Origin of the sequence: Enterobacter sp. ENT02 (assembly GCF_019219165.1) — a bacterium.
In the GTDB taxonomy this organism is placed as follows: Bacteria; Pseudomonadota; Gammaproteobacteria; order Enterobacterales; family Enterobacteriaceae; genus Enterobacter; species Enterobacter mori.
On sequence record NZ_JAHUWD010000005.1, the window covers coordinates 159,782 to 179,591 of the forward strand.

A 19,810-nucleotide genomic window follows, 5' to 3' on the forward strand; every position below is an offset into this window, starting at 1 on the left:
TTTATGCAACCATCTACATATTGATTCTTTGATAAAAAACGAGCACAAGAAATAACTTAAATGGTTAAAATTCTGAACTGTTTTCGTGATGTATTACCGGTTTAAGGGTCTTATCACATTATATTTTTCCTGGATTTGACTGCGATCCACTTATCAAACAACACTGATGTATAAATTGGCCGCCAGAATATCATCAACGACGTGAAACTCGAAAAACCCATTTTCCAGCAGGCTTTTCTTCTATGATGATATATTGTCTTAATAGATAAGTCTAAGTTTTTGGCAATCGAATTAATGCTTAACCCTTTGACGGACATAATCAAGACAATTTCTTCCTGAGATGTAAGTTGAGAGAAGTGTAAACGTAATGAAATATCATTTCTCTTTACCTCGTCAATCATTCTAATAAATTTTGACAAAGGTTGATTGAACTCCATTATGTAACAAGGATATATGACATAGTCAACAATAGAAAAATTCTTTGATTTTAGTCTTATTAACTTTGGTGTAACATTTTCTTTTAAAAGACAAATTAATATATTGGTTATATCTACCGTATCGTCTTTAATCAAAAAGTCATCATCTTTAATTATATTAACTAAGGAGTCCACATTTGATAAAGCATCATTGGATAACGTATCCACAAGTTTTAAAGGATAGTATAACTCCTGAAGGCCTTTTAATAAAAAGGTATTTCTTGTGAAGATGAAAATCATTTAGCTTATCCTCCGGCCTTATAAGAGTTATTTACAGTGAGCCGTATTGTTCCTATCAAAAGGCTTCATCGAATGATAAAAAGCAAAAAAGATGGATGCCAGTGATTATAAATATTTCTATGATTGCTTTTATATATTGTGTATTAAGAATTTTATAACTACGTTTTAATTCAAAGCCAATTATATGACCATTGATTTATTTGTAAACACGACGTTCATTTTAGTATTGCCGCTCTTATCACCCACCGGCTCAGTCATTAGCTTTAACAATAAGGCTCAGAGCGGAGTATAATAATGAAAAGTACTTCCCATTTAGGGCTTTATTCTCTAGGTTTCACTTTTTGATCATCAGCTGAATATTTCGTATTTATCATCTTTGCAGAATAAAATAACGAGTTGTTGAATAACATGCAAAAACACAATTTTCCTTAATTGTCTGGAAGTGTTTTTGGTTCAATTTGTATAATTTTCACACGAAAAATCTTGTCGAATATATCGCCACGGGAATCACGTAAGGGCCTGTATTTATTCCAGCTCACTCTGAAAAAAAACACTCGAATGTAGCAAAAATTATTTTGCTACCTGAAGACAGAGAATACCCAAGCCAAACTTCAATACACCCATTGTAAAAAGGAGGATAAATTCTACAAAAAAACAAATCTGTGACAGTTTACCCGTTAAACAGGAAAATAAAGGCACCAAAGACTAATTACCGCCTTCAATATGTAAAACAGGATGAAGGAAATAATCATGCAATCTTGCAATTTAATTCATTCATTTACATGTGATATTTTTATATAGTATTTTACTAAGATAATTCTGACCTTATTATACCCCCTGAAAATGAATCCACAGATGTGCAGTCATGACATGCTTATGGGATGACTGATGTAAACTAAAAAAATTAAGCCGAAAACTTTTCGAGTAAAATCGTTGTTGCAATATTTAGCTTTTCATCTATATCTTAATAAAAGAGAAAATTAGGAAATAAAGAATGTCTTCTTTCAGGCACACCAACATACTGCTTCTTGTGCTTTTCTTCATATTGAGTATGTTGATTGGGCTCTACACCACCTTGATTCAGATGCAAAATACGCTTGATAAGGAACTACGCAAGTCGTTACATCATGCCATGAAAAGCATTGACTTAACCCTTTTTCATGGACATAAGGCTGCCAACGAAGCCAGCCAGTGGTTAGGAAGAGACTGTAATGATGTGGTATTGACGGGTATCAGAACCCTGGTGGCAACAATTCCTGATGTCAGGACGGTGAATCTTGTTAAAAATGAAGAAATTTATTGTACGTCAGTTTTCGGAGGGGTGAACTACAAAATTCACCTGGCTGACTATGCTCATGGTGGTTTGCTCCTTCTCCAGGGTAATTCTGTGACACCAACACGATCGTTACTGGTGTACAAGGGAGATGATAAACCGGATGGTACTGCTCTTGCGGGTATCGATGGCTATTATATATATAATGTGCTCAGTGCAGTTCAGGGAAAATCAACTTTCTATATTTTAGTTGGAAGTCAGGCTATGGACGCAGAGGGAAAGGTATCGGCAGTGCCTGAACTTGAAAATTCCGTTCTTATTCATTCCAGCCACTTTGATTATACACTGATGGCGGATACTCATTTTATGAGTACGCCTGCGGTATTCTTGCAGCAGCAAAAAGAGATGATCCTGATCGTCACTTTTTTTTCCTTTCTGACAACGTTACTTTTCAGTCGTTATTTGCTTTACAGGCAAACCATAGAGTTTAAACTTAAGAATGCACTTACGCGTAAACAGATAGTGCCAGTGATTCAACCCATTATTGATGGGAGAAATCAGAAAATAGTGGGGGGAGAAGTGCTTCTACGCTGGAGACACCCTATCCAGGGTAACATCCCGCCGGATGTCTTCATCTCTGCAGCTGAGCAGGCCGGACTGATAAAGAGCGTTACTAATTATTGTTTTAGAAAAGTAACTAAAGCTCTCAATGACACTTGTTTAAACGCTGAAAGCTCGCTGTTAATTTGTTTCAACGTCAGCGCTAACGAATTTTCTACAGGCGAGATCATTCAGACCTGCCGTTCGTTTTCTGACACATTCTCACATCAGGGTATACAACCCGTTCTTGAAATTACCGAAAGAGACAAGGTTCATCGTTCTGAAGAAATATTACAAGTGCTTCAGGAGCTTCGTTTGGCTGGAGTAAAATTTTCTCTTGATGATTTTGGGACCGGAAATGCTAACTATCATTACATTTCACTTTTTACTCCAGATTATTTAAAGATTGATAAGATCTTCACTGATGATTTTGAAGTAAATAGCTTTTCCATGGAAGTAATTAAAAGCATTGTCACAATTGCGAAAAGTACAGGTTGTCTAACAATTGCCGAGGGTGTTGAGAATGAAAAGCAATTTCTTGCTTTGAAACGCATGGGAGTAGATTACTTTCAGGGGTACTATTTTTCAGTCCCCGTACCTTTTGTTGATTTTCTCTCTAAGGTATCCAAATAACAAGACTGAATGCAAATACACTTGGCTTTGGAAAACGACTGTGGAGTACATCGTTGTGATGATCTTTGTGTTTTGAATTCACACTATACTGCCCTGAATGATTAAATTAAAAAATGAACAAGATACTGGAATCAGAAATATGATTATTACTACACCTGGGAAAATATCCTTTATTTCTACATGCATTTTCTTGGCTCTTTCTACTGCCAGAGAGAGTCATGCCGCTTGTGACAATTATGCGCCTGATACAGGCGAAATAGTCGAGTGCGATATATCTTCTCCAAATCCTGCTATCAGTCCGATCGCCAGCAGCAGTGGTACGACAAATGTGACGGTGAATATTGCCGTCGGCAGCGAACTTAGCGTCGCCGGAATGACGGCTATTTTGCTTGGCGATGGCAGCAACATCATTAATGCCGGACGCGTGACAGGTTCCACGGGCATTCTGCTCCAGGAAGGATCCTCAGTACTCACTAACAGTGGCGCTATCACCGGCACTACCGGTCCAGGGGTGGAGTTTAACGGCAGCGGAAATAGCCAACTGATAAATAGCGGCACGATCCAGAGCAGCGACAGTGGTAACACGGTCGTCTTCGGCAGCGGGAATGATTCGTTTATCATGAACGAGGGTACCATTACTGGTGATGTGGACACTGGCGATGGTGCTGACAGTGTCTGGATCACAGGCGGTACCATCACTGGTACCCTTTTGCAGGGTAATGGCATCGATGATTTCGTGATGAGTGGAGGTACATTGGGTGCACTCCAGCAGGGTGACAACCGGGACACATTCCTGATGACTGGTGGCACTATCGTGGGTGCTTTTGAAGATGGCGACGTGGCTAAAATGACGGGGGGAACCATTGGCCGCGTTAATATGAAGCTCGACAATAATATTTTTGATATGTCCGGCGGCGATATTGTGGGCAACCTGGTGACCGGCTTCGGCAATGACACCATTCTCGTCAGCGACAACAGCGTAATCGGCGGCAATATCAGCGTCAGCGGCGGTGTCGATAGTGTGACAGTCACCGGCGGCACGATCAAAGGTGAAATAAGAATGAGCGCCGGGGATGACCTTTTACACTGGGAAAAAGGCACCATTCTGGGCAGTATTCTCATGGAAGCTGATAATGACCGGATTGAGTTGACCAATCTGGACGCGACCTCTGCCGCCTCCTCCCCTCTCATAGATGGAGGAGCGGGCGATGACATCTTAGTTATGGATAATAGTGTATATACCCATAGTGCGGCAAACGTACTGCAGGGCGTTGAACACATCACGCTCAATAATGGCTCCACGCTGACGCTTAATAACAGTTCCTTGCCGCTGGGCGATGCCAGAGACGACAACGCCGGCACGGGTTATATCATCGACAGCACGAGCACGCTCGCCATTCAACATGAAAGCCCGGTGGCATTTAACAGCCACTTGGGTGGAACAGGTACGATAAGGTCGGACACCAGCGGTAATGCCTTCAGCTTTACCAGCAACAATGCCGGGGACAACTTTGCCGGCATCATGGCGCTGGGTGATAGCGCCTTCGCTCTTGATGGTGTAAATACTCAGGCGCTCGGACAGGCCACGCTGCTGGCCGGAACCGATAGTGTCACGACCGTAGGTGCTGGTGAACAGCGTATAGGCGGCCTGATGTTTGCAGGCGGCATCGTCGATTTCGGTCATGTTGCCCCGGGCAATACACTGGCAGATAACACGATTCAAACCAACCAAGATCTCAATCTCAACGGAAGCGGAACGGTGATAGTTGGCGTTGACAATATGGTGAATGAATACCCGTCGGCCCTGGATCATTTACCACTCCTGTCTCAGGATGACGCAAACACGTTCATCAAACTCGCGGGTTCAGATGGCTCCGTTACCGGAAATGGCGGCAGCCTGACACTGCGCGATGCCAGTGGCAAAGTGATTACCAGCGGCGTCACCAGGGACATTATTCAAAACGGCAAGGATGTTGCTCAGGGGACATGGGACTGGCGATTAAGCTCCGGAGAAAACCAGGATGGACTTTACATCGCCTGGGCCCTCAAAAAAGTAGATATTATGGGGACTGGCGCCAACGCGCTGGTTCTAAACGGTCAGAGTGCATCTGGCAACGCCGCTGACCTGAGCGCAAAAATTACCGGCAGTGGTGATTTGGCATTTGAGAATGCCGCTAACAGCATGGTTTCGCTTTCTAATCAAAGTAACGACTACACCGGAATAACGGACGTGCGCAGCGGCAGGCTGCAGATGAATAACGACAACGTGCTCGGTAACACTTCCCTCCTGCAAATGGCAAGCGACACTGCATTCAATATGAATGGATTTAGCCAAACTATTGGTAGCGTAGATGCAGCTGAGAGTACACAGATAAATTTTGCAGGCGGAAGCCTGACGATTGACTGGGGAGGAGCCATAAACGGTAACCTGCTTGGAGCCGGAGATCTGAGGGTTAAAAGCGGGATGCTGGATATCCATGGCGCTAACGTTGGTCTGAGTGCCAACACCCTAATTATAAATGCCGCCACCGTCAATCTGAACAACGCGAACGGACTGGGAAGTGGTGATATAGATAACGCAGGTCTCCTCAAACTTAACGGCGCGCGCGGCATCCTGGTCAACAGCCTAAGTAACAATGGCGAGGTAGATTTAAATGCCAGCGAGATCACTCTGGCCGGGGATAACTCTCATTTCAGCGGCGCGTTTAATATTGATGCAGACAGTCAACTGATGGTAGAAGAAGTACAGCATCTTGGCGGCGCAACAGTCCGTGATGCGGGGACGTTAAATCTGACCAACGACCATGACTGGACACTGTCTAACAGCGTGACGGGAGCAGGCAATCTTGTCAAAAACGGCGGAGGTGTTGTTACCCTGACACAGGCAAGCGCAGCATACACGGGAACAACAAGTATTAACCAAGGAGGTATCACTTTCGGCAGTCGCAGCCAGCCAGTTACGATGGCCACATCAGCCGTCAATGTCAGCAACGGCTTCCTCGCGGGAAATGGTGAGATTGCCGGGTATGTGATTAACAGTAGCCTGCTTCAGGTCGGAAGCGGCATGGTGTTACAAAACAGCACTGCGCAACGTGTCACGTCACTTACCCGCGTTCAGGCATTCGATTCACTCACCATAGGCGGAAATTTGACGAACAGCGGTCTGATTCAGATCGGTCAGTCCAGGGACCCCGTCACAGCAGGTAATTTGCTTACCATCCTGGGTAACTATGCCGGAAGCAGCGGGCAGATCGCCTTCAATACGGTACTCGGTAACGACGCCTCAATCACAGACCATATGATAATCAATGGTGATACAAGCGGTACAACTTATGTCAGAGTGGCCAACGCCGGGGGCCATGGCGCAAGCACACGTAACGGAATCGAACTGATCAGTGTTGGGGGTAACTCTGCCGGGGAGTTTGTACAGGACGGGCGCATAGTTGCGGGAGCTTATGACTATCGACTCAGTCGCGGCGCTGGTAATAGCCAAAAAAATTGGTACCTGACCAATAATACTGATGAACCATCGACACCGGGCAATCCTTCTGAACCGGGTAACCCTTCTGAACCAGGTAACCCTGTTCCCCCTGTGGGTAACAATGTCATGTTTCGTCCGGAAGCGAGTAGCTATACGGCAAACCTCGCTTCAGCAAACAACATGTTTGTCACACGATTGCACGACCGGCTGGGGGAAACGCAGTATACCGACATTCTTACCGGTGAAAATAAAGTGACGAGCCTCTGGCTTCGCCAGGCTGGTACACATAACACTTCCCGCTCACATATCGGCTCGCAGAAAACCACCAGTAACCGGTACGTTGTAATGCTGGGTGGAGAGATGGCGCAATGGAGCAGCGATGGGCTGGACCGAAGCCACCTTGGCATCATGGGAGGATATGGCAACAACCGGAGCAACACACGCTCCAATATGACCGGCTATAACTCCAGAGGCCAGGTCTATGGCTATAGCGTTGGTCTTTACGGAACATGGTACGCGAACGATGCGGACAAAACAGGGCTGTATGTAGACAGCTGGGCGCAGTATGGCTGGTTTAGAAACACGGTTAACGGAAAAGATCTGCCCCAGGAAAAATACGACTCAGATGGATTAAGCGCCTCTCTTGAGAGCGGCTACACCCGGAAAATCGGCGACTATGATGGGGGCAGCAACGAAACTGGATCAGTTTATATCCAGCCGCAGGTACAGATAACCTGGATGGGTGTAAAAGCTGACGACCATACGGAAGGTAACGGAACGCGCATCAGTAGCGACGGACAGGGGAACATTCAGGCCCGTCTTGGAACCCGAATTTTTCTTAAGGGGCACAGTAAAACTGACGACGGTAAAGACCGGGAATTTGAACCTTTCATCGAGGCGAACTGGCTGCATAACACCCACAGCTATTCAACCCGTATGGACAGCGTAAGAATCACTCAGGCTGGAACTCGGAATATCGGTGAGCTGAAAATCGGTGTTGAAGGCCAGCTTTCGCGCAACCTCACAGCATGGAGTAATGTAGGTCAGCAGCTCGGCGACAAGGGTTACTCGACTTCGGAAGCCATGCTGGGGATTAAGTACAGCTGGTAATAGTAACCCGCATTATCTAAAAATCAGGCTACTTCAGAAACGAGATTTGATGTAGCTGATTGTCTTCATAATGGGCTGCCTCTATGCCCGTAGGCAAATGCAGTCCTCACGACGATGCCTCCGGACTGCGCTGCTGCACCGGGCACGGTTGGAAAACCCTTCGATGTAATCCTCAAAATCGGCCCGGACCCGATCTCCGATTTGCAGAGGCGCTTTCTGATCCGTTCATTTTCAGCGCGTGGAAGAACAGGCCCACCATACCCCTTTTCTGCCAGCCTCCCTGAAAAGATCGCGCTGTCTTAATCAGTCAACTCAACTTCAGTGCGTTCTAAGTGCGTCCCGAGTTTCAGGTCCTCTCATTTAGCTTCCTGCGAAGCCATTCCGGGCACACTGGGTTTGACAGCCCGCAATCATTTGTCAAGACGGTGTGAAGCCCCTCAGCGAGTCGGATATTTCAGACCAGATTCCGCCGATGACGGCCAGCTTTTACCTACAATTCAGATAAAGATCGTCGTGTGCTCTTACGTACCTCACATGCTCAGACTGCATCCCCGGGGCATCTGTTAAATCCGTAGAAATTCAGTCGTTGCGTTTAGGATACAAATAATCGGGCAATTTCATCGTTGTGACACACTTCAGATCATTATCCGGGAGTGGGCTGCAGGTAAATACGAGTAGTTCAGCACGATGAAGGTTTCTTGTTAGATAGATAAAATCATCCTGGGCGCAGGTGACCATTTGTTCCTTCATGTAATTGATGATACGACTTAGATTTGTGTTGCGATTGCTCTTATCTATATAGACCGGACATTTATTTACCCGTGCGACAAGGTCGTGCGTGGATGAAAACTCGTTGTTTCGTGTAAGGAAGGTTGTGAGGATAACCAAAAAAAGGATTGCGCAAAGAGAGAACACCGAAAGATAGAAGTAATTTACTCTGAATGCTGAGGTGCGACGTAAACCAGAACCCTTGAGATTGTATTTACGCAACACGGCAGATCTTCTGACAGAACGTGAAGATTTATTTCCCGCAACGGCTACTGTATCTACCTCAGAACGTCCTTCTTCTGCCGGCAAGACAGGCATTTCCTGCAATACTGTTTTTTCAGTATTATGACCAGAGTCTTCCTGCATAAGTTGTATATCAGCCCGTACGGAAAAACCAATCTTTGAGTGCGTTCTAATAACTGGAAGATGCAGGCCAGCTTTTTTAAGGGCCTTTCTTAGTAACGAGATATTCTGGTAAAGCGTATTTAACGTAACCATTTGTCCATGCCTTACCCAGACTTCATTGAGTAAAACATCCTGTTCAATCACATTCCCGGCATTTTCAAGCAGCAATAAAAGCACACGACTCATAGGGATATTAAGCACCACCTCTGCGCCGCGGGCACCAAGAGGTTTTAACTTATTTTCAGCAACAACGAACAACACATTGCTGTTAATTATGTATTTTGTATCCATAAATCAATCACCTAGATGAAAAAATGAAGTGTTTTATATGCGCTATTTGAAAGTATAAGTGTTTATCAGCAAAAAAGATCATGATTTTATCTATTAAAGATCAATGAGTTAAAGAAAAACCTGATGTTAGCCACAAAACACGTTAGGAATCTGAAAATCATATGAATGATACCACGCATGCTATTGATATTTATAACTTAATCTCAGTATGGATTTATTGTAGTTTTATTCATTACAAAAACAGGCCATTCGGTCGTAATATTTTTCTGGCAGACAGGGAACAGGCTGTTTGCAGGAATGGCAGCGGCATTTCCACGAGATTGAAAAGTACTGAGTAAGGTGCGATGAAATATGCACTTCAGAGTACTACTCACAATAGCGGACTTTTACACTGCCTGAGTAAAAACTAAGGAGCTTTATGCTACTTCTTTAACGAATAACTTTTGCAAGCTTTAATCTTGTGCTTTAAGCCAGGTGTAGTATTTTCTATCGTATTTACTTGGTAAGGCAGAGCTATAACCTCACCATTAACAGAGGACAACTTTAATCCTATGTTTTTTCGGGTGGTTTACAGTATTTTTTTGCCAATTATAATGAGCCTCGTTGAAAAGTAGGACATTCAGAAAGGAAAATGAAGTAACAATAGAGTTTTGGTTATGAACAGAAGTATTTATGGATACCTGCTTAACGGTAAAATTCTTTATGATGTTGCAAATAAAAAAATCGTGTATTACAGCTTTGAAAGTACTGACATGCCGATATCGTTTAAGGTTGTCACACTAAGTGATACACAATCACGGCTTCTGTATTTTTTACTGGCAAACAGAAAGAAAGAAGTCATTGATAAAAGCGAGATACTAAATTACGTGTGGGATAGCTTTAATTTATCGTCATCGAGTCAACGCCTTTGGCAAACGATGAATGACCTTAAAAAGAAACTTTCTTATGTCGGCATCCCTGACTCATTCATTCAGAATGTCTATGGTGCTGGCTACTACATCGATGATTCAGCTGTTTCGCCGTTGTATGTTGGATAATCCCCTCTGAGTTTCAGAGAAAAACCTAAGTCTTAAATCATTAAGACTTAATAACACCTGTATAAAGGATAAGTAATGAAACATAATATTTTTGCAATCGCTATCACCGCTGGAACCGTTTTGACTATGACTAACGCTTTTGCTGATTCAGGAACTGTCAATTTCACTGGAGAAATTCTTGAAACTGCATGTGAAATTGATAGCAACGCTCAAAACCTGACTGTTGATTTAGGTAAATACAACAAGAACGAGCTCAGTGAAGTTGGGAAGAAATCAGTAGCTAAGCAGTTTAACATTACCCTGAAAGACTGCCCAGCTGGTTCATCTAGCGCACAAGTACGTTTTGAAGGTACTCAGGATCCTACAGATTCGTCTCTGTTGGCACTTGATAATACTCCGGGTGCAGCAACAGGTGTAGCAATTAAACTTCTGAACTCAGACATGAGCAATCTTGCGCTTAACCAAGACAGCAAAGGATATTCCCTGAGTGAAGGTTCGGATAACGTATTGAATTTCTTTGCTCAGTATCAGGCTACATCAAGTACCGTTACTGCTGGTCCAGCAACATCAGTAGCGAATTTCTCAGTTGTTTACAACTAAGTAATCATTAATTGCAAAGGGCCTTTGCAGGGCCCTTTTTCTTCTTTGGAGAAATCAGTTTTATGAAGTTCAGTAAAGTAATATTTTGTATTTTGATCAACCTTTCAGTTATAGGGGTTTCCAAAGCAGGTGTTGTTATAGGTGGCACGCGTGTCATATATGACGGAACAAAAAAGGAAGCCTCTTTAACTGTAGAAAATAATGATAAAATACCATATTTAATTCAATCATGGGTTGAGAAGAATGAAGAGCAATCAGATTCTCCGCCCTTTATTATTACACCACCTCTTTATCGACTGGACGGTGGAAGACAAACCGTTCAACGTATTTTATTGACCGGTTCTATAGCGCAAGACAAAGAAAGTCTATATTGGATAAACGTTAAATCAATACCGGCTTCTGAAATGGCAGATAACACACTTCAAATTGCTGTTAAAACACGCATGAAGTTAATTTATAGGCCGAAATCTTTAGTCAAAGAAGATGCAGAGCAGTATGCAGAAAGTCTTAAATTTTCGATATCTGGCAATAAATTGATAGCAACCAATACCTCAAACTACGTTATGAATATTGGCGAGATTAAAATAGATGATAACCAATTAGACGATGCTTTATATGTTTTACCGGGAAAAACTAAAACATTACCGCTTTCAAAGCCCATCACATCTGGAATGGTTAAATATAAATTAATCAACGATTCAGGTGCGTTAGGAAAAGAACACATTTCAAAAATATAGTTTTCAGTGAACATATCCTGAAAATTTAATTATATAGAGTTTGATAATGAATGTACGTATGAAGATTTTCAGGATCACATGTTTAGCTCTAGTGTATATTTCTATTAACTACAAATCTTATGCAAGAGACTATTTTAACCCTGCGCTTCTTGAGGGTATTGGCGCTGAGAAATATGAATCAGATCTAACTACGTTTGAAAACGGCTCCCAAATACCTGGTACGTATTATGTAGATATCGTTTTAAATGGAAAAGTTGTCGATCACGGTGATGTAGAATTTGGATATTTAGACTCGACTAATAAAGTTAAATTGACTCCCTGTATTAGCATTGAACAACTCAGAAAATGGAATGTCAAAACAGATCTCTATTCTCAGCTCAACACGTCTACTAACAGTTGTGTTAACATGTCCGCAATTCAAGATGCAAGTGTGGAGTTTGATTTTGACAGTCAACGTTTGAACTTGAGTATACCGCAGATAGCGATTGTTAATAATAGCCGTGGCTATGTGTCTCAGGATAAATGGGATAATGGTATAAATGCCGCGATTTTAAATTACAGTTTGTATGGATCAAGAAGTAAAAGCAATTTAAATAATAATGAAGACAGCTATTTTGGAAATTTACGCCCTGGACTTAACATAGGACCTTGGCGCTTGAGAAATTATATGACTTGGAGTAAGGGCAATGATAGTAATAAACTGACAAGTGTATATACTTACTTGCAACGACCTATAGTCAATCTTAAATCACAACTAGTTTTTGGAGATAGTTCTTCCAGTTCAGATGTTTTTGATAGCATATCATTTCGTGGCCTCCAGCTAAGTTCGGATGAAGATATGCTCCCTGAATCAACAAGAGGCTATGCACCAGTAGTTCGTGGGATTGCTAGAACAAATGCACAGATCACGATAAAACAAAATGGTTATCAAATTTATCAGCAGTCGGTATCCCCAGGAGCATTTGAAATAAATGATATGTATCCCACTGGTGGTGCCGGAGATCTCTTCGTAACTGTAAAGGAAGCTGATGGAAGTGAGCAAAAATTTATTGTTCCATTTGCATCTCTTCCCGTACTAAAAAGAGAAGGTCAATTACAGTATTCTGTAACAGCAGGAAATTATCGTTCTTATGATAAGACCGTACAAAAAAAGGCACTAGGTCAGTTGTCATTAAGTTATGGCCTATCACATGGTATGACTGCATATGGAGGGATACAAAGCTCCGCTAAATATACAGCGCTTTCGACGGGATTAGGTCAAAACATGGGAGATTTTGGTGCCATATCCGTAGATCTAACTCAGGCAAAGTCAACTTTACCTGATGGCATTGAATCTACGGGTCAATCATGGCGTTCGCGTTATAACAAAAACTTCACCAATACTGGTACTAACTTCGCCATTGCAGGCTATAGATATTCAACAGGTGGATATTATGGAATGCAAGAAATATTAGATGCAACCGGTCACTCGGGTATGAGCAGAGATCGTAGGAGAAACCGAGCCGAGCTTTCAATGAACCAAAGCTTAGGCCAAAGTTACGGTGTTTTATCAATAAGTGCATTAAGAGAGGATTACTGGGAATCTGGTAAAACGTTACAATCCAGTAGCATAGGATACAATAACAACTGGAACACGATAAGCTATGGATTAATATATACTCGCAGTAAAAATAGTAATATTGCCTATTCTGGAAATGCATCTATGCATGATAAGAATGAAAGTTTATCAATGAACATAAGTATGCCTTTAGGTGGTAGTTCTAAAAATACAAGGCTCAGTTATAGTGCAGCAACTAGTAATAATAATGATACTACTCACAACATTGGTATTAGCGGTTCTGCCCTTGATGACAACAATCTTAACTGGAGTATTCAACAAGGATTATCAGGAACATCTGAAAATTATAATGGAAGCTTAAATGCTAGTTACAAAGGATCTTCCGGCGAGATTTCTAGTGGATACGATTATGACAAAAACACAAATCGTATAAATTATGGTATTCAGGGCGGTATCATCGCGCATTCTGATGGTGTAACCCTGACTCAGGTTCTGGGGGAGACAAACGCTCTAATAAAAGCATCTGGAGCACGAAATGTTGGTGTTTCTAACCAGCCAGGAGTATTAACCGACTGGCGTGGATATGCCGTAGTGCCTTCTATCCAGTCTTACAAAGAAAATATAATTGGACTAAAAACCGACACATTCCCGGAAAATGTTGAGTTCGATTTAACTTCGGTTACGGTCGTACCGACTCGAGGGGCAATAGTTCGTGCAACATATGCACCAGAGATAGGTGATAGGGCTTTGATAAAATTAATCACTAGATCGGGTAAAAGTGTTCCATTTGGTGCAGTACTGAGTGTCAATAACTATAAAAAAAGCTTCATTGTAGGAGACGACGGTCAGGTATTTGTTACTGGACTTTCCAGAGGTTCTACCCTGCATGCTAAGTGGGGAGCATCACTAGACAAACAGTGCAAGACTGATTATATGCTAGACGAAAATGATAGTCTTTCTATCAAAAACCTTACTCTAAAGTGTCTTTAAAGGTAGAACAAAATGAAATTCTTTTTTAATTTTTTATTCTCTCTTCTTTTACTTTGTGTAACAAGAGAAGTTATGGCATGCAAAGCAGTGGAGTACGTATCTAAAGTTGCACAATTTTCAGGCACAATAAATGTTCCTATAGGTTTGTCCGTGGGTGGAACTATCGCCTCGGTAACTATCCAGCCAACAAATAAAAAAGTCTTTAGCTGTAACTGGCAGGCTGGTGAAGGTCTTTACTATGCTGTAGGTATAAGAGGATTTACCTCACAATCATCTATTGCTAACGTTTATAGAACAAACGTTCCGGGGGTTGGGATTAGAATTACTAATGGTCTAGCTAATGGATACTTAAATTCACCAGATCAATCTTTCTCTGTTACCACTAGTGACTATGCTGTTCTAGATAAAAATCCAGTAGTAGTTAGCTTAATAAAAATTGGGGATATTTCTTCTGGCAGCCTTAATTCGTTAACTATTGGGGCAGCATACGGTGATAGGACACCGCAAAATAATAACTATACTGTTTATTTATCCTCATCGGCAAACATTACATCTGTTGGGTGCACTCTTTTTACAACTAGTACGAGCATTACGATAGGCAATATATCAAAAAGTGTTTTTACCACGCAGGGTATAAACTCGAGTACAGCAAGTAACAGAATTAGTATCAGCTGCGCTCCTGCCACAAAGGTTTATTTATCTACGTCAGGAAGTTATAACATATATAATCGTAGCTATTATGGGCTTAATGGTCAAGGGCAGGATGGTGTGGCACAGGGTATAGGTGTTGAAGTATGCTTCGATACTAAATGTATCTCGCCAAATGCGAGCGGTATTCTCATAAATACTCCCACCGGCACCATTCCTATTTATGCAAGATACAAGCAGTTGACTTCCAGTGACCGAGTTACTCCTGGAAAAGCGAATGCTTCTTTATCAGTAACGTTTACATATCAGTAATTTGGTTAAGGAAAAATTGTGTTTAAATTTTACTCTATTAAATGCAGCCTTTTACTTGAGGCTAAGAAAGTTTTTATGTTGATTTTTTATTTGATGTGCTCGGGGATTGCACTTGCAGATTCTACGTACATGGATATCTACGGAAATATAATGGAGACGCCATGTAAAATTGATATTAATTCACAGAATATAAGTGTTAATTTTGGTAAATTCAATATGCCAAGAGATAATGTGCCGGGAATAATTGCAAGTAAAGCCTTTTCGATGAAGCTAATATCTTGCCCCGTAACTCAAAGCAAGGTTAATGCAACCATAAGTGGTATTGCTGATGCTATCAACCCCACAAAGTCATTTAAAAACACAGGTACAGCTAAGAATGTTGCAATTGAGTTACTCAGCGAAAATAAAGATGCCGGACCAGGACAGGTATTAAGTGGTACTATTGTCAATCAAGAATACACCTTCAACTTTATTGCCAATGCAGTATCCAGAGGTGATATAAGTCCAGGAACGATTAATGCCACAGCAACTGTTACATTTACATATCCATGATTTTAATTGACTCTTAAATGCAACAATGCTGAAAATTGATCCGTTTTGTTCCCTGCATTTTTAAGATCTCGGCCAAATTATAGTGTCGTCAGTTATTCTTCTGGAGTCGTATGTTAGCGCATCGGCATCAGCATGGGCAGAAGGAGCAATAGGATCAGGATCAAAAGAAGCAGAATAAAAAGGAGAAGCATGAAACACTCACTATGCCCAAATAAATATTTCTAGTGACGTAAGATGAATAAAAAAAAGCCGGGCAAGCCCGGCAGACATTTCAACCGCTCTACACAATTTTATATAGTTAATAACAGTCTTCACCTGAAGAATGATATACCAGACAGTAAAAAAGGTTAATCAAATAAAAATTAGAAACGTCTGATTTTGACTCTCAGGCAGAAAGTGTAGTGGATCACAAAATCAGGACACAGGAATAACCTGTTTCCACTTTTCTTCATGTAAGCAAGGCGGTAAACCACCATTGTTCGTGTGGGGGTGATAAGCGTTGTAATAACCATTTATCCACTGGTTTATATCGCGTACCGCATGGCTAAAATCACCATAACCGCCTTTCGGAAGCCATTCACTTTTAAGGCTACGAAAGACTCTTTCCATCGGCGAGTTATCCAGGCAATTCCCTCTGCGACTCATGCTTTGCATTACCCCATAATGCCAGAGTAACCTTCTGTATTTATTGCTTTTATACTGAGCTCCTTGATCTGAATGAAACAACAGTCGGCCATTATGCGGTCGTGTTTCCAGAGTATTACGCAAAGCCTTGCATACCAAATCCGCGTCAGCGGTTAATGAGAGGGCTGAACCGATAATCCGGCGTGAATATAAATCAACGACAAGTGCGAGATAGCACCATCTGTCCTGCAGACGGATAAAACTGATGTCGCCGCACCAGGCGCGGTTCGGTGCAACAGGGTTAAATTGCCGGTTCAATAAGTTCGGTAATGCCGGACTGTTGTCTTCGTTCATCCGGTAGCGATGTTTAACGGATTGACAACTTGCCAGTCCACATTCCTGCATCAGTCGTCGCGCCAGCCACCGCCCGGAATCAACGCCGCTCTGGCGCAGCATCTGGCTGATGGCCCGGCTACCGGCAGCGCCACGACTGAGAGCATGGAAAGCTCTCATCTGGCTTCGCAATTCAATTCTTTGCACATCAACAGAACGCTTCACCTGCGCGTAATAAACGCTATGGTGAACACCCCATAAACAGCAAAGACTCCGTACTGGCCGCTTTGCTTTCAGCCGTGTGATTAGCGCGATAATTTCCCGGGAATTTCGCTCATCAGCACGGCAGCCTGCTTTAGTATTTCTTTTTCCATCTCAAAACGCTTTATCTGTGCTTTAAGCTGCTGAATTTCGCGTTGTTCAGGTGTGATAGCATTGCCAGCTGGCTCAATTCCCTGAATTTCCTGCTTATATAGCCGTATCCATTTGCGCAGATGATCAGGGTTGAGTTCGACTGCCTGCGCGACTTCCCGTACATCTCGCTGGTATTTAACAATCTGCTCGACAGCTTCGAGCTTGAACTCCGGGGAAAAGGTGCGTTTAGTCCGACGAGTTTTAATCATGCATCACATCATTTTAACTGTTTTAAAATTAACAGGATTTCGAGGTGTCCTGAATTACCGATCCACTACAGTTTTCTTAGATGATCTTTTAAGACTTACTATGGACATTATCAGCATCTCTTTATATGGACGGGGCGAGATTCAGAGCAGCCGGAACAGACGCTATTCAGAGAATAACGAGAACATGTGGATGAGAATGGGGAGCGGACGATTCAAACCCGCTGCAATTAGCAGGCGGTTTCAGGTCGTTATCTTAGAGGTCCGCTTGGAAAACGGAAAATGTCCTAAGTTAAGCCTGTTTTTTGAGCTGGCATGACGGGCAGCTATGAGCGAAAAACGGACCTTCAAATCCGAACCGGTTTAATTGATTAACCTTGGCTGTCAGTCAACCCATCGTTAGCATGAATCCGATCGAAAATTCCTTATCGCATTTTTTACAAATACGCAGTGGCAAGAAAGATAGACTCTGGCTCGTGACAAGTAGAGTTGTTCATTTGTATAAAGAGACTTCGCCTTCAGGACGCGTTTTGAACCTGCGATGCATCCACAGGTATTGCTCAGGAGCACGGAGAATTTCACGCTCGATGATCTTGTTCATATAAGCCGCTGCGGCGACCTTGTCTTCCCCTGGATAGCCTGACAACGGCTTGCTGATATACATGTGATAACCTTTTTTATCGCTACGTCGAATCATGCTAAGTGTGATCAAGGGCGCACCAGCGAGTTTTGAAAGAACATACGTTCCGTTCGTCGTTGCTGCTTTTTTTACCGAGAAAAAAGGTGCAAAAACGCTTCCTTTAGACCCATAATCTTGGTCTGGTGCAAACCAAACGGCTTCACCAGCTTTTAGCGCATGAACAAAACCAGATAAATTACGGCGATTAATCATAGCTTTATTTGAACGCATACGCCCTTTTGTCTGTACCCATTCCATTAATGGATCATTGTGTGGGCGATACGTTGCCATCATAGGATGACATAACCCCATTACCCTTCCACACAACTCAAGGGACATAAAATGAATCCCGACAACCATTACTCCTCTTGTCGCGCCGGTCAGGTTTTCAAGCCCTTCAACATCAAACCATTTTTTGACTCTCGCATCGCTCCAGAACCAGGCCATTCCTGTTTCCATCAGTCCCAGCCCAAGAGAAACAAAGTTTTTATTAACCATCTGGCTCCGGGCAAACGGTGTCATCTCGGGGAAGCACAGTTCGATATTTCTAATCGCAATTCCTTCCCGACGTTTCAGAAAGGGTCTGGATATTTTTCCAAGGCCAGAACCCAGAATATGTAAAACCGGGTAAGGAAGCTGAACGAGAAGCCACAGCAGACCCAAACCAGACCAGGTAAGCCAGTGGCGAGGATGAAGTAAATTATGAGTAAACGTCTGTGCCATAAATTTCCTTAATGCTAATGAAGGTTATAACGCAAAAGGAAAACAATGAGGCAATTCGTCTTTAGCGATACATTTTGTTTTAGACAATTTAAACCCATCTAAATTCAGAGGAAATAATTTTGAAATGCCTGTTAAAGGATTTAAAGAGCCAGGATGAATTGTAAGCCAGCAAATTTATTCTTTTATAAATCCATGGTTTTATCATTGATACTCAAGAAATTGTCTTCTTGATTCATCATCATCAAGGTACTCAAAAGAAAGAAGCCGAATTTTGGTAAGTTTATAAAACCACTCGCAATCGTTTCGTTGAATACTTTCTCCTGGTTTGAAACATATCCCTGAAGCCACCCGGATAATCGCATATTTACCATTACTAAACCTGACCCGGTGAATACAGAAAGGTTGGCCAGCCTGGCCGTGACAGCTGTTCGACAGGATATGCCCTTCAATAAAAACAGATTTTTTAGATTTCATTATCATACCCTCGACAACTGCAGTACAGGAGAAATGTTGTCATTTCCCGACATCACTGTCGTTAAGTGGCAGAAGCTGATCAGCCGCCGATACACCAGCATTCTGAAGGCCTGAACAACAGTCCGCAGGCAGGGCACTCAAGAACCGCATCTTTTCTTAGTTTACCTGCTTTCTGATCGGCTCTGTGTGCGCATACCGGGCAGGCAACATGAACCGGTCTTTCTTTAAAATACCTGAGCCCATTTGTATAAGACATAAATAATTCTCTGAGGAATAGAGTGATTATTATACGCTTTAATAGAAAAATAACTGGCATAAGTTATGTTAAGTTGTGTCTGAATCAGGATATCAGATATTGAAAATTGAACATCTTATTTATGATACACTACCCTTCCGTGAGAAATTTAAGATGAAATCAGAAGACACCCTTGACTGGTATCCGGCACAACTACCGCCTGTGAAAATTATTCTTGGCGAAGCCGTGCTGGCTGTAGGTAAACAGGGCCGGCCGATTAATTAACGCACCTTGCTGGAATACCTTCAGGTCATGCAGGACAAACAAAAAAGGCGGGATGACAAAATCGCCATGCAGACTGCGATTGATGTTCTCAGGGATAATCAGCGCATTAACGGCAGACGTTAATGC

14 protein-coding genes and 1 pseudogene are annotated in these 19,810 nt (G+C 42.4%); 9 read left to right on the forward strand and 6 right to left on the reverse strand.

All coding sequences use genetic code 11. The annotated features are described in order from the left end of the window. Positions 1-113: 113 nt before the first annotated feature. Positions 114-716 carry a helix-turn-helix transcriptional regulator gene (locus KW829_RS16650; RefSeq protein WP_218308657.1) on the reverse strand — a complete coding sequence of 201 codons (603 nt, stop codon included), beginning with the start codon at positions 714-716 and terminating at the stop codon, positions 114-116. A gap of 994 nt (positions 717-1,710) precedes the next feature. Here KW829_RS16650 and KW829_RS16655 point away from each other — a divergent pair. Continuing rightward, on the forward strand, positions 1,711-3,222 hold the full coding sequence (locus KW829_RS16655) for a cyclic diguanylate phosphodiesterase (RefSeq protein WP_218308658.1): 1,512 nt from the start codon (positions 1,711-1,713) through the stop codon (positions 3,220-3,222). Positions 3,223-3,361: 139 nt separating this feature from the next. After that, the gene (locus KW829_RS16660) at positions 3,362-7,813 is read left to right on the forward strand and encodes an autotransporter outer membrane beta-barrel domain-containing protein (protein WP_218308659.1); all 4,452 of its coding nucleotides are present in this window, start codon (positions 3,362-3,364) and stop codon (positions 7,811-7,813) included. Positions 7,814-8,392: 579 nt separating this feature from the next. Here the strand turns inward: KW829_RS16660 and KW829_RS16665 are convergent. Continuing rightward, complete coding sequence (locus KW829_RS16665; protein ID WP_218308660.1) at positions 8,393-9,277, reverse strand: winged helix-turn-helix domain-containing protein; 885 nt, start codon at positions 9,275-9,277, stop codon at positions 8,393-8,395. 656 nt (positions 9,278-9,933) lie between these two features. On the opposite strand from KW829_RS16665, the gene KW829_RS16670 reads away from it, so the two are divergent. The 6 genes from KW829_RS16670 to KW829_RS16695 all read left to right on the forward strand — a co-directional run bounded on the left by KW829_RS16670 (position 9,934) and on the right by KW829_RS16695 (position 15,711). After that, on the forward strand, positions 9,934-10,314 hold the full coding sequence (locus KW829_RS16670) for a helix-turn-helix domain-containing protein (protein ID WP_218308661.1): 381 nt from the start codon (positions 9,934-9,936) through the stop codon (positions 10,312-10,314). A 75-nt stretch (positions 10,315-10,389) separates the two neighbouring features. Next, positions 10,390-10,914 (forward strand): fimbrial protein, encoded by a 525-nt coding sequence (locus KW829_RS16675; RefSeq protein ID WP_218308662.1) that lies wholly within the window; start codon positions 10,390-10,392, stop codon positions 10,912-10,914. Positions 10,915-10,976: 62 nt separating this feature from the next. Beyond that, complete coding sequence (locus KW829_RS16680; protein WP_218308663.1) at positions 10,977-11,651, forward strand: molecular chaperone; 675 nt, start codon at positions 10,977-10,979, stop codon at positions 11,649-11,651. 46 nt (positions 11,652-11,697) lie between these two features. Then, a complete protein-coding gene (locus tag KW829_RS16685; RefSeq protein WP_218308664.1) occupies positions 11,698-14,199 on the forward strand; it encodes a fimbria/pilus outer membrane usher protein in 2,502 nt (833 codons plus the stop codon). A 12-nt stretch (positions 14,200-14,211) separates the two neighbouring features. Next, positions 14,212-15,159: a fimbrial protein gene (locus tag KW829_RS16690; protein ID WP_218308665.1), complete on the forward strand. Its 948-nt coding sequence runs from the start codon at positions 14,212-14,214 to the stop codon at positions 15,157-15,159. An 18-nt stretch (positions 15,160-15,177) separates the two neighbouring features. Then, the gene (locus KW829_RS16695; protein ID WP_218308666.1) at positions 15,178-15,711 is read left to right on the forward strand and encodes a fimbrial protein; all 534 of its coding nucleotides are present in this window, start codon (positions 15,178-15,180) and stop codon (positions 15,709-15,711) included. 414 nt (positions 15,712-16,125) lie between these two features. Here the strand turns inward: KW829_RS16695 and KW829_RS16700 are convergent. The 4 genes from KW829_RS16700 to KW829_RS23070 all read right to left on the reverse strand — a co-directional run bounded on the left by KW829_RS16700 (position 16,126) and on the right by KW829_RS23070 (position 19,480). Then, positions 16,126-17,291, reverse strand: a protein-coding gene (locus KW829_RS16700; protein WP_218308667.1) for an IS3 family transposase whose coding sequence is annotated in 2 segments (ribosomal slippage) — positions 16,126-17,027 and positions 17,027-17,291 — 1,167 coding nt in all. Because the reading frame shifts where the segments join, the coding sequence is not laid out codon by codon here. 490 nt (positions 17,292-17,781) lie between these two features. Further along, positions 17,782-18,690: a kdo(2)-lipid IV(A) palmitoleoyltransferase gene (lpxP, locus tag KW829_RS16705; protein ID WP_218308668.1), complete on the reverse strand. Its 909-nt coding sequence runs from the start codon at positions 18,688-18,690 to the stop codon at positions 17,782-17,784. Positions 18,691-18,891: 201 nt separating this feature from the next. After that, positions 18,892-19,164: a hypothetical protein gene (locus KW829_RS16710; protein WP_171279005.1), complete on the reverse strand. Its 273-nt coding sequence runs from the start codon at positions 19,162-19,164 to the stop codon at positions 18,892-18,894. A 79-nt stretch (positions 19,165-19,243) separates the two neighbouring features. Then, a complete protein-coding gene (locus KW829_RS23070; RefSeq protein ID WP_350360144.1) occupies positions 19,244-19,480 on the reverse strand; it encodes a YnfU family zinc-binding protein in 237 nt (78 codons plus the stop codon). Positions 19,481-19,573: 93 nt separating this feature from the next. On the opposite strand from KW829_RS23070, the pseudogene KW829_RS16720 reads away from it, so the two are divergent. After that, positions 19,574-19,807 (forward strand): annotated as a pseudogene (locus KW829_RS16720) (hypothetical protein). Positions 19,808-19,810: the final 3 nt, after the last annotated feature.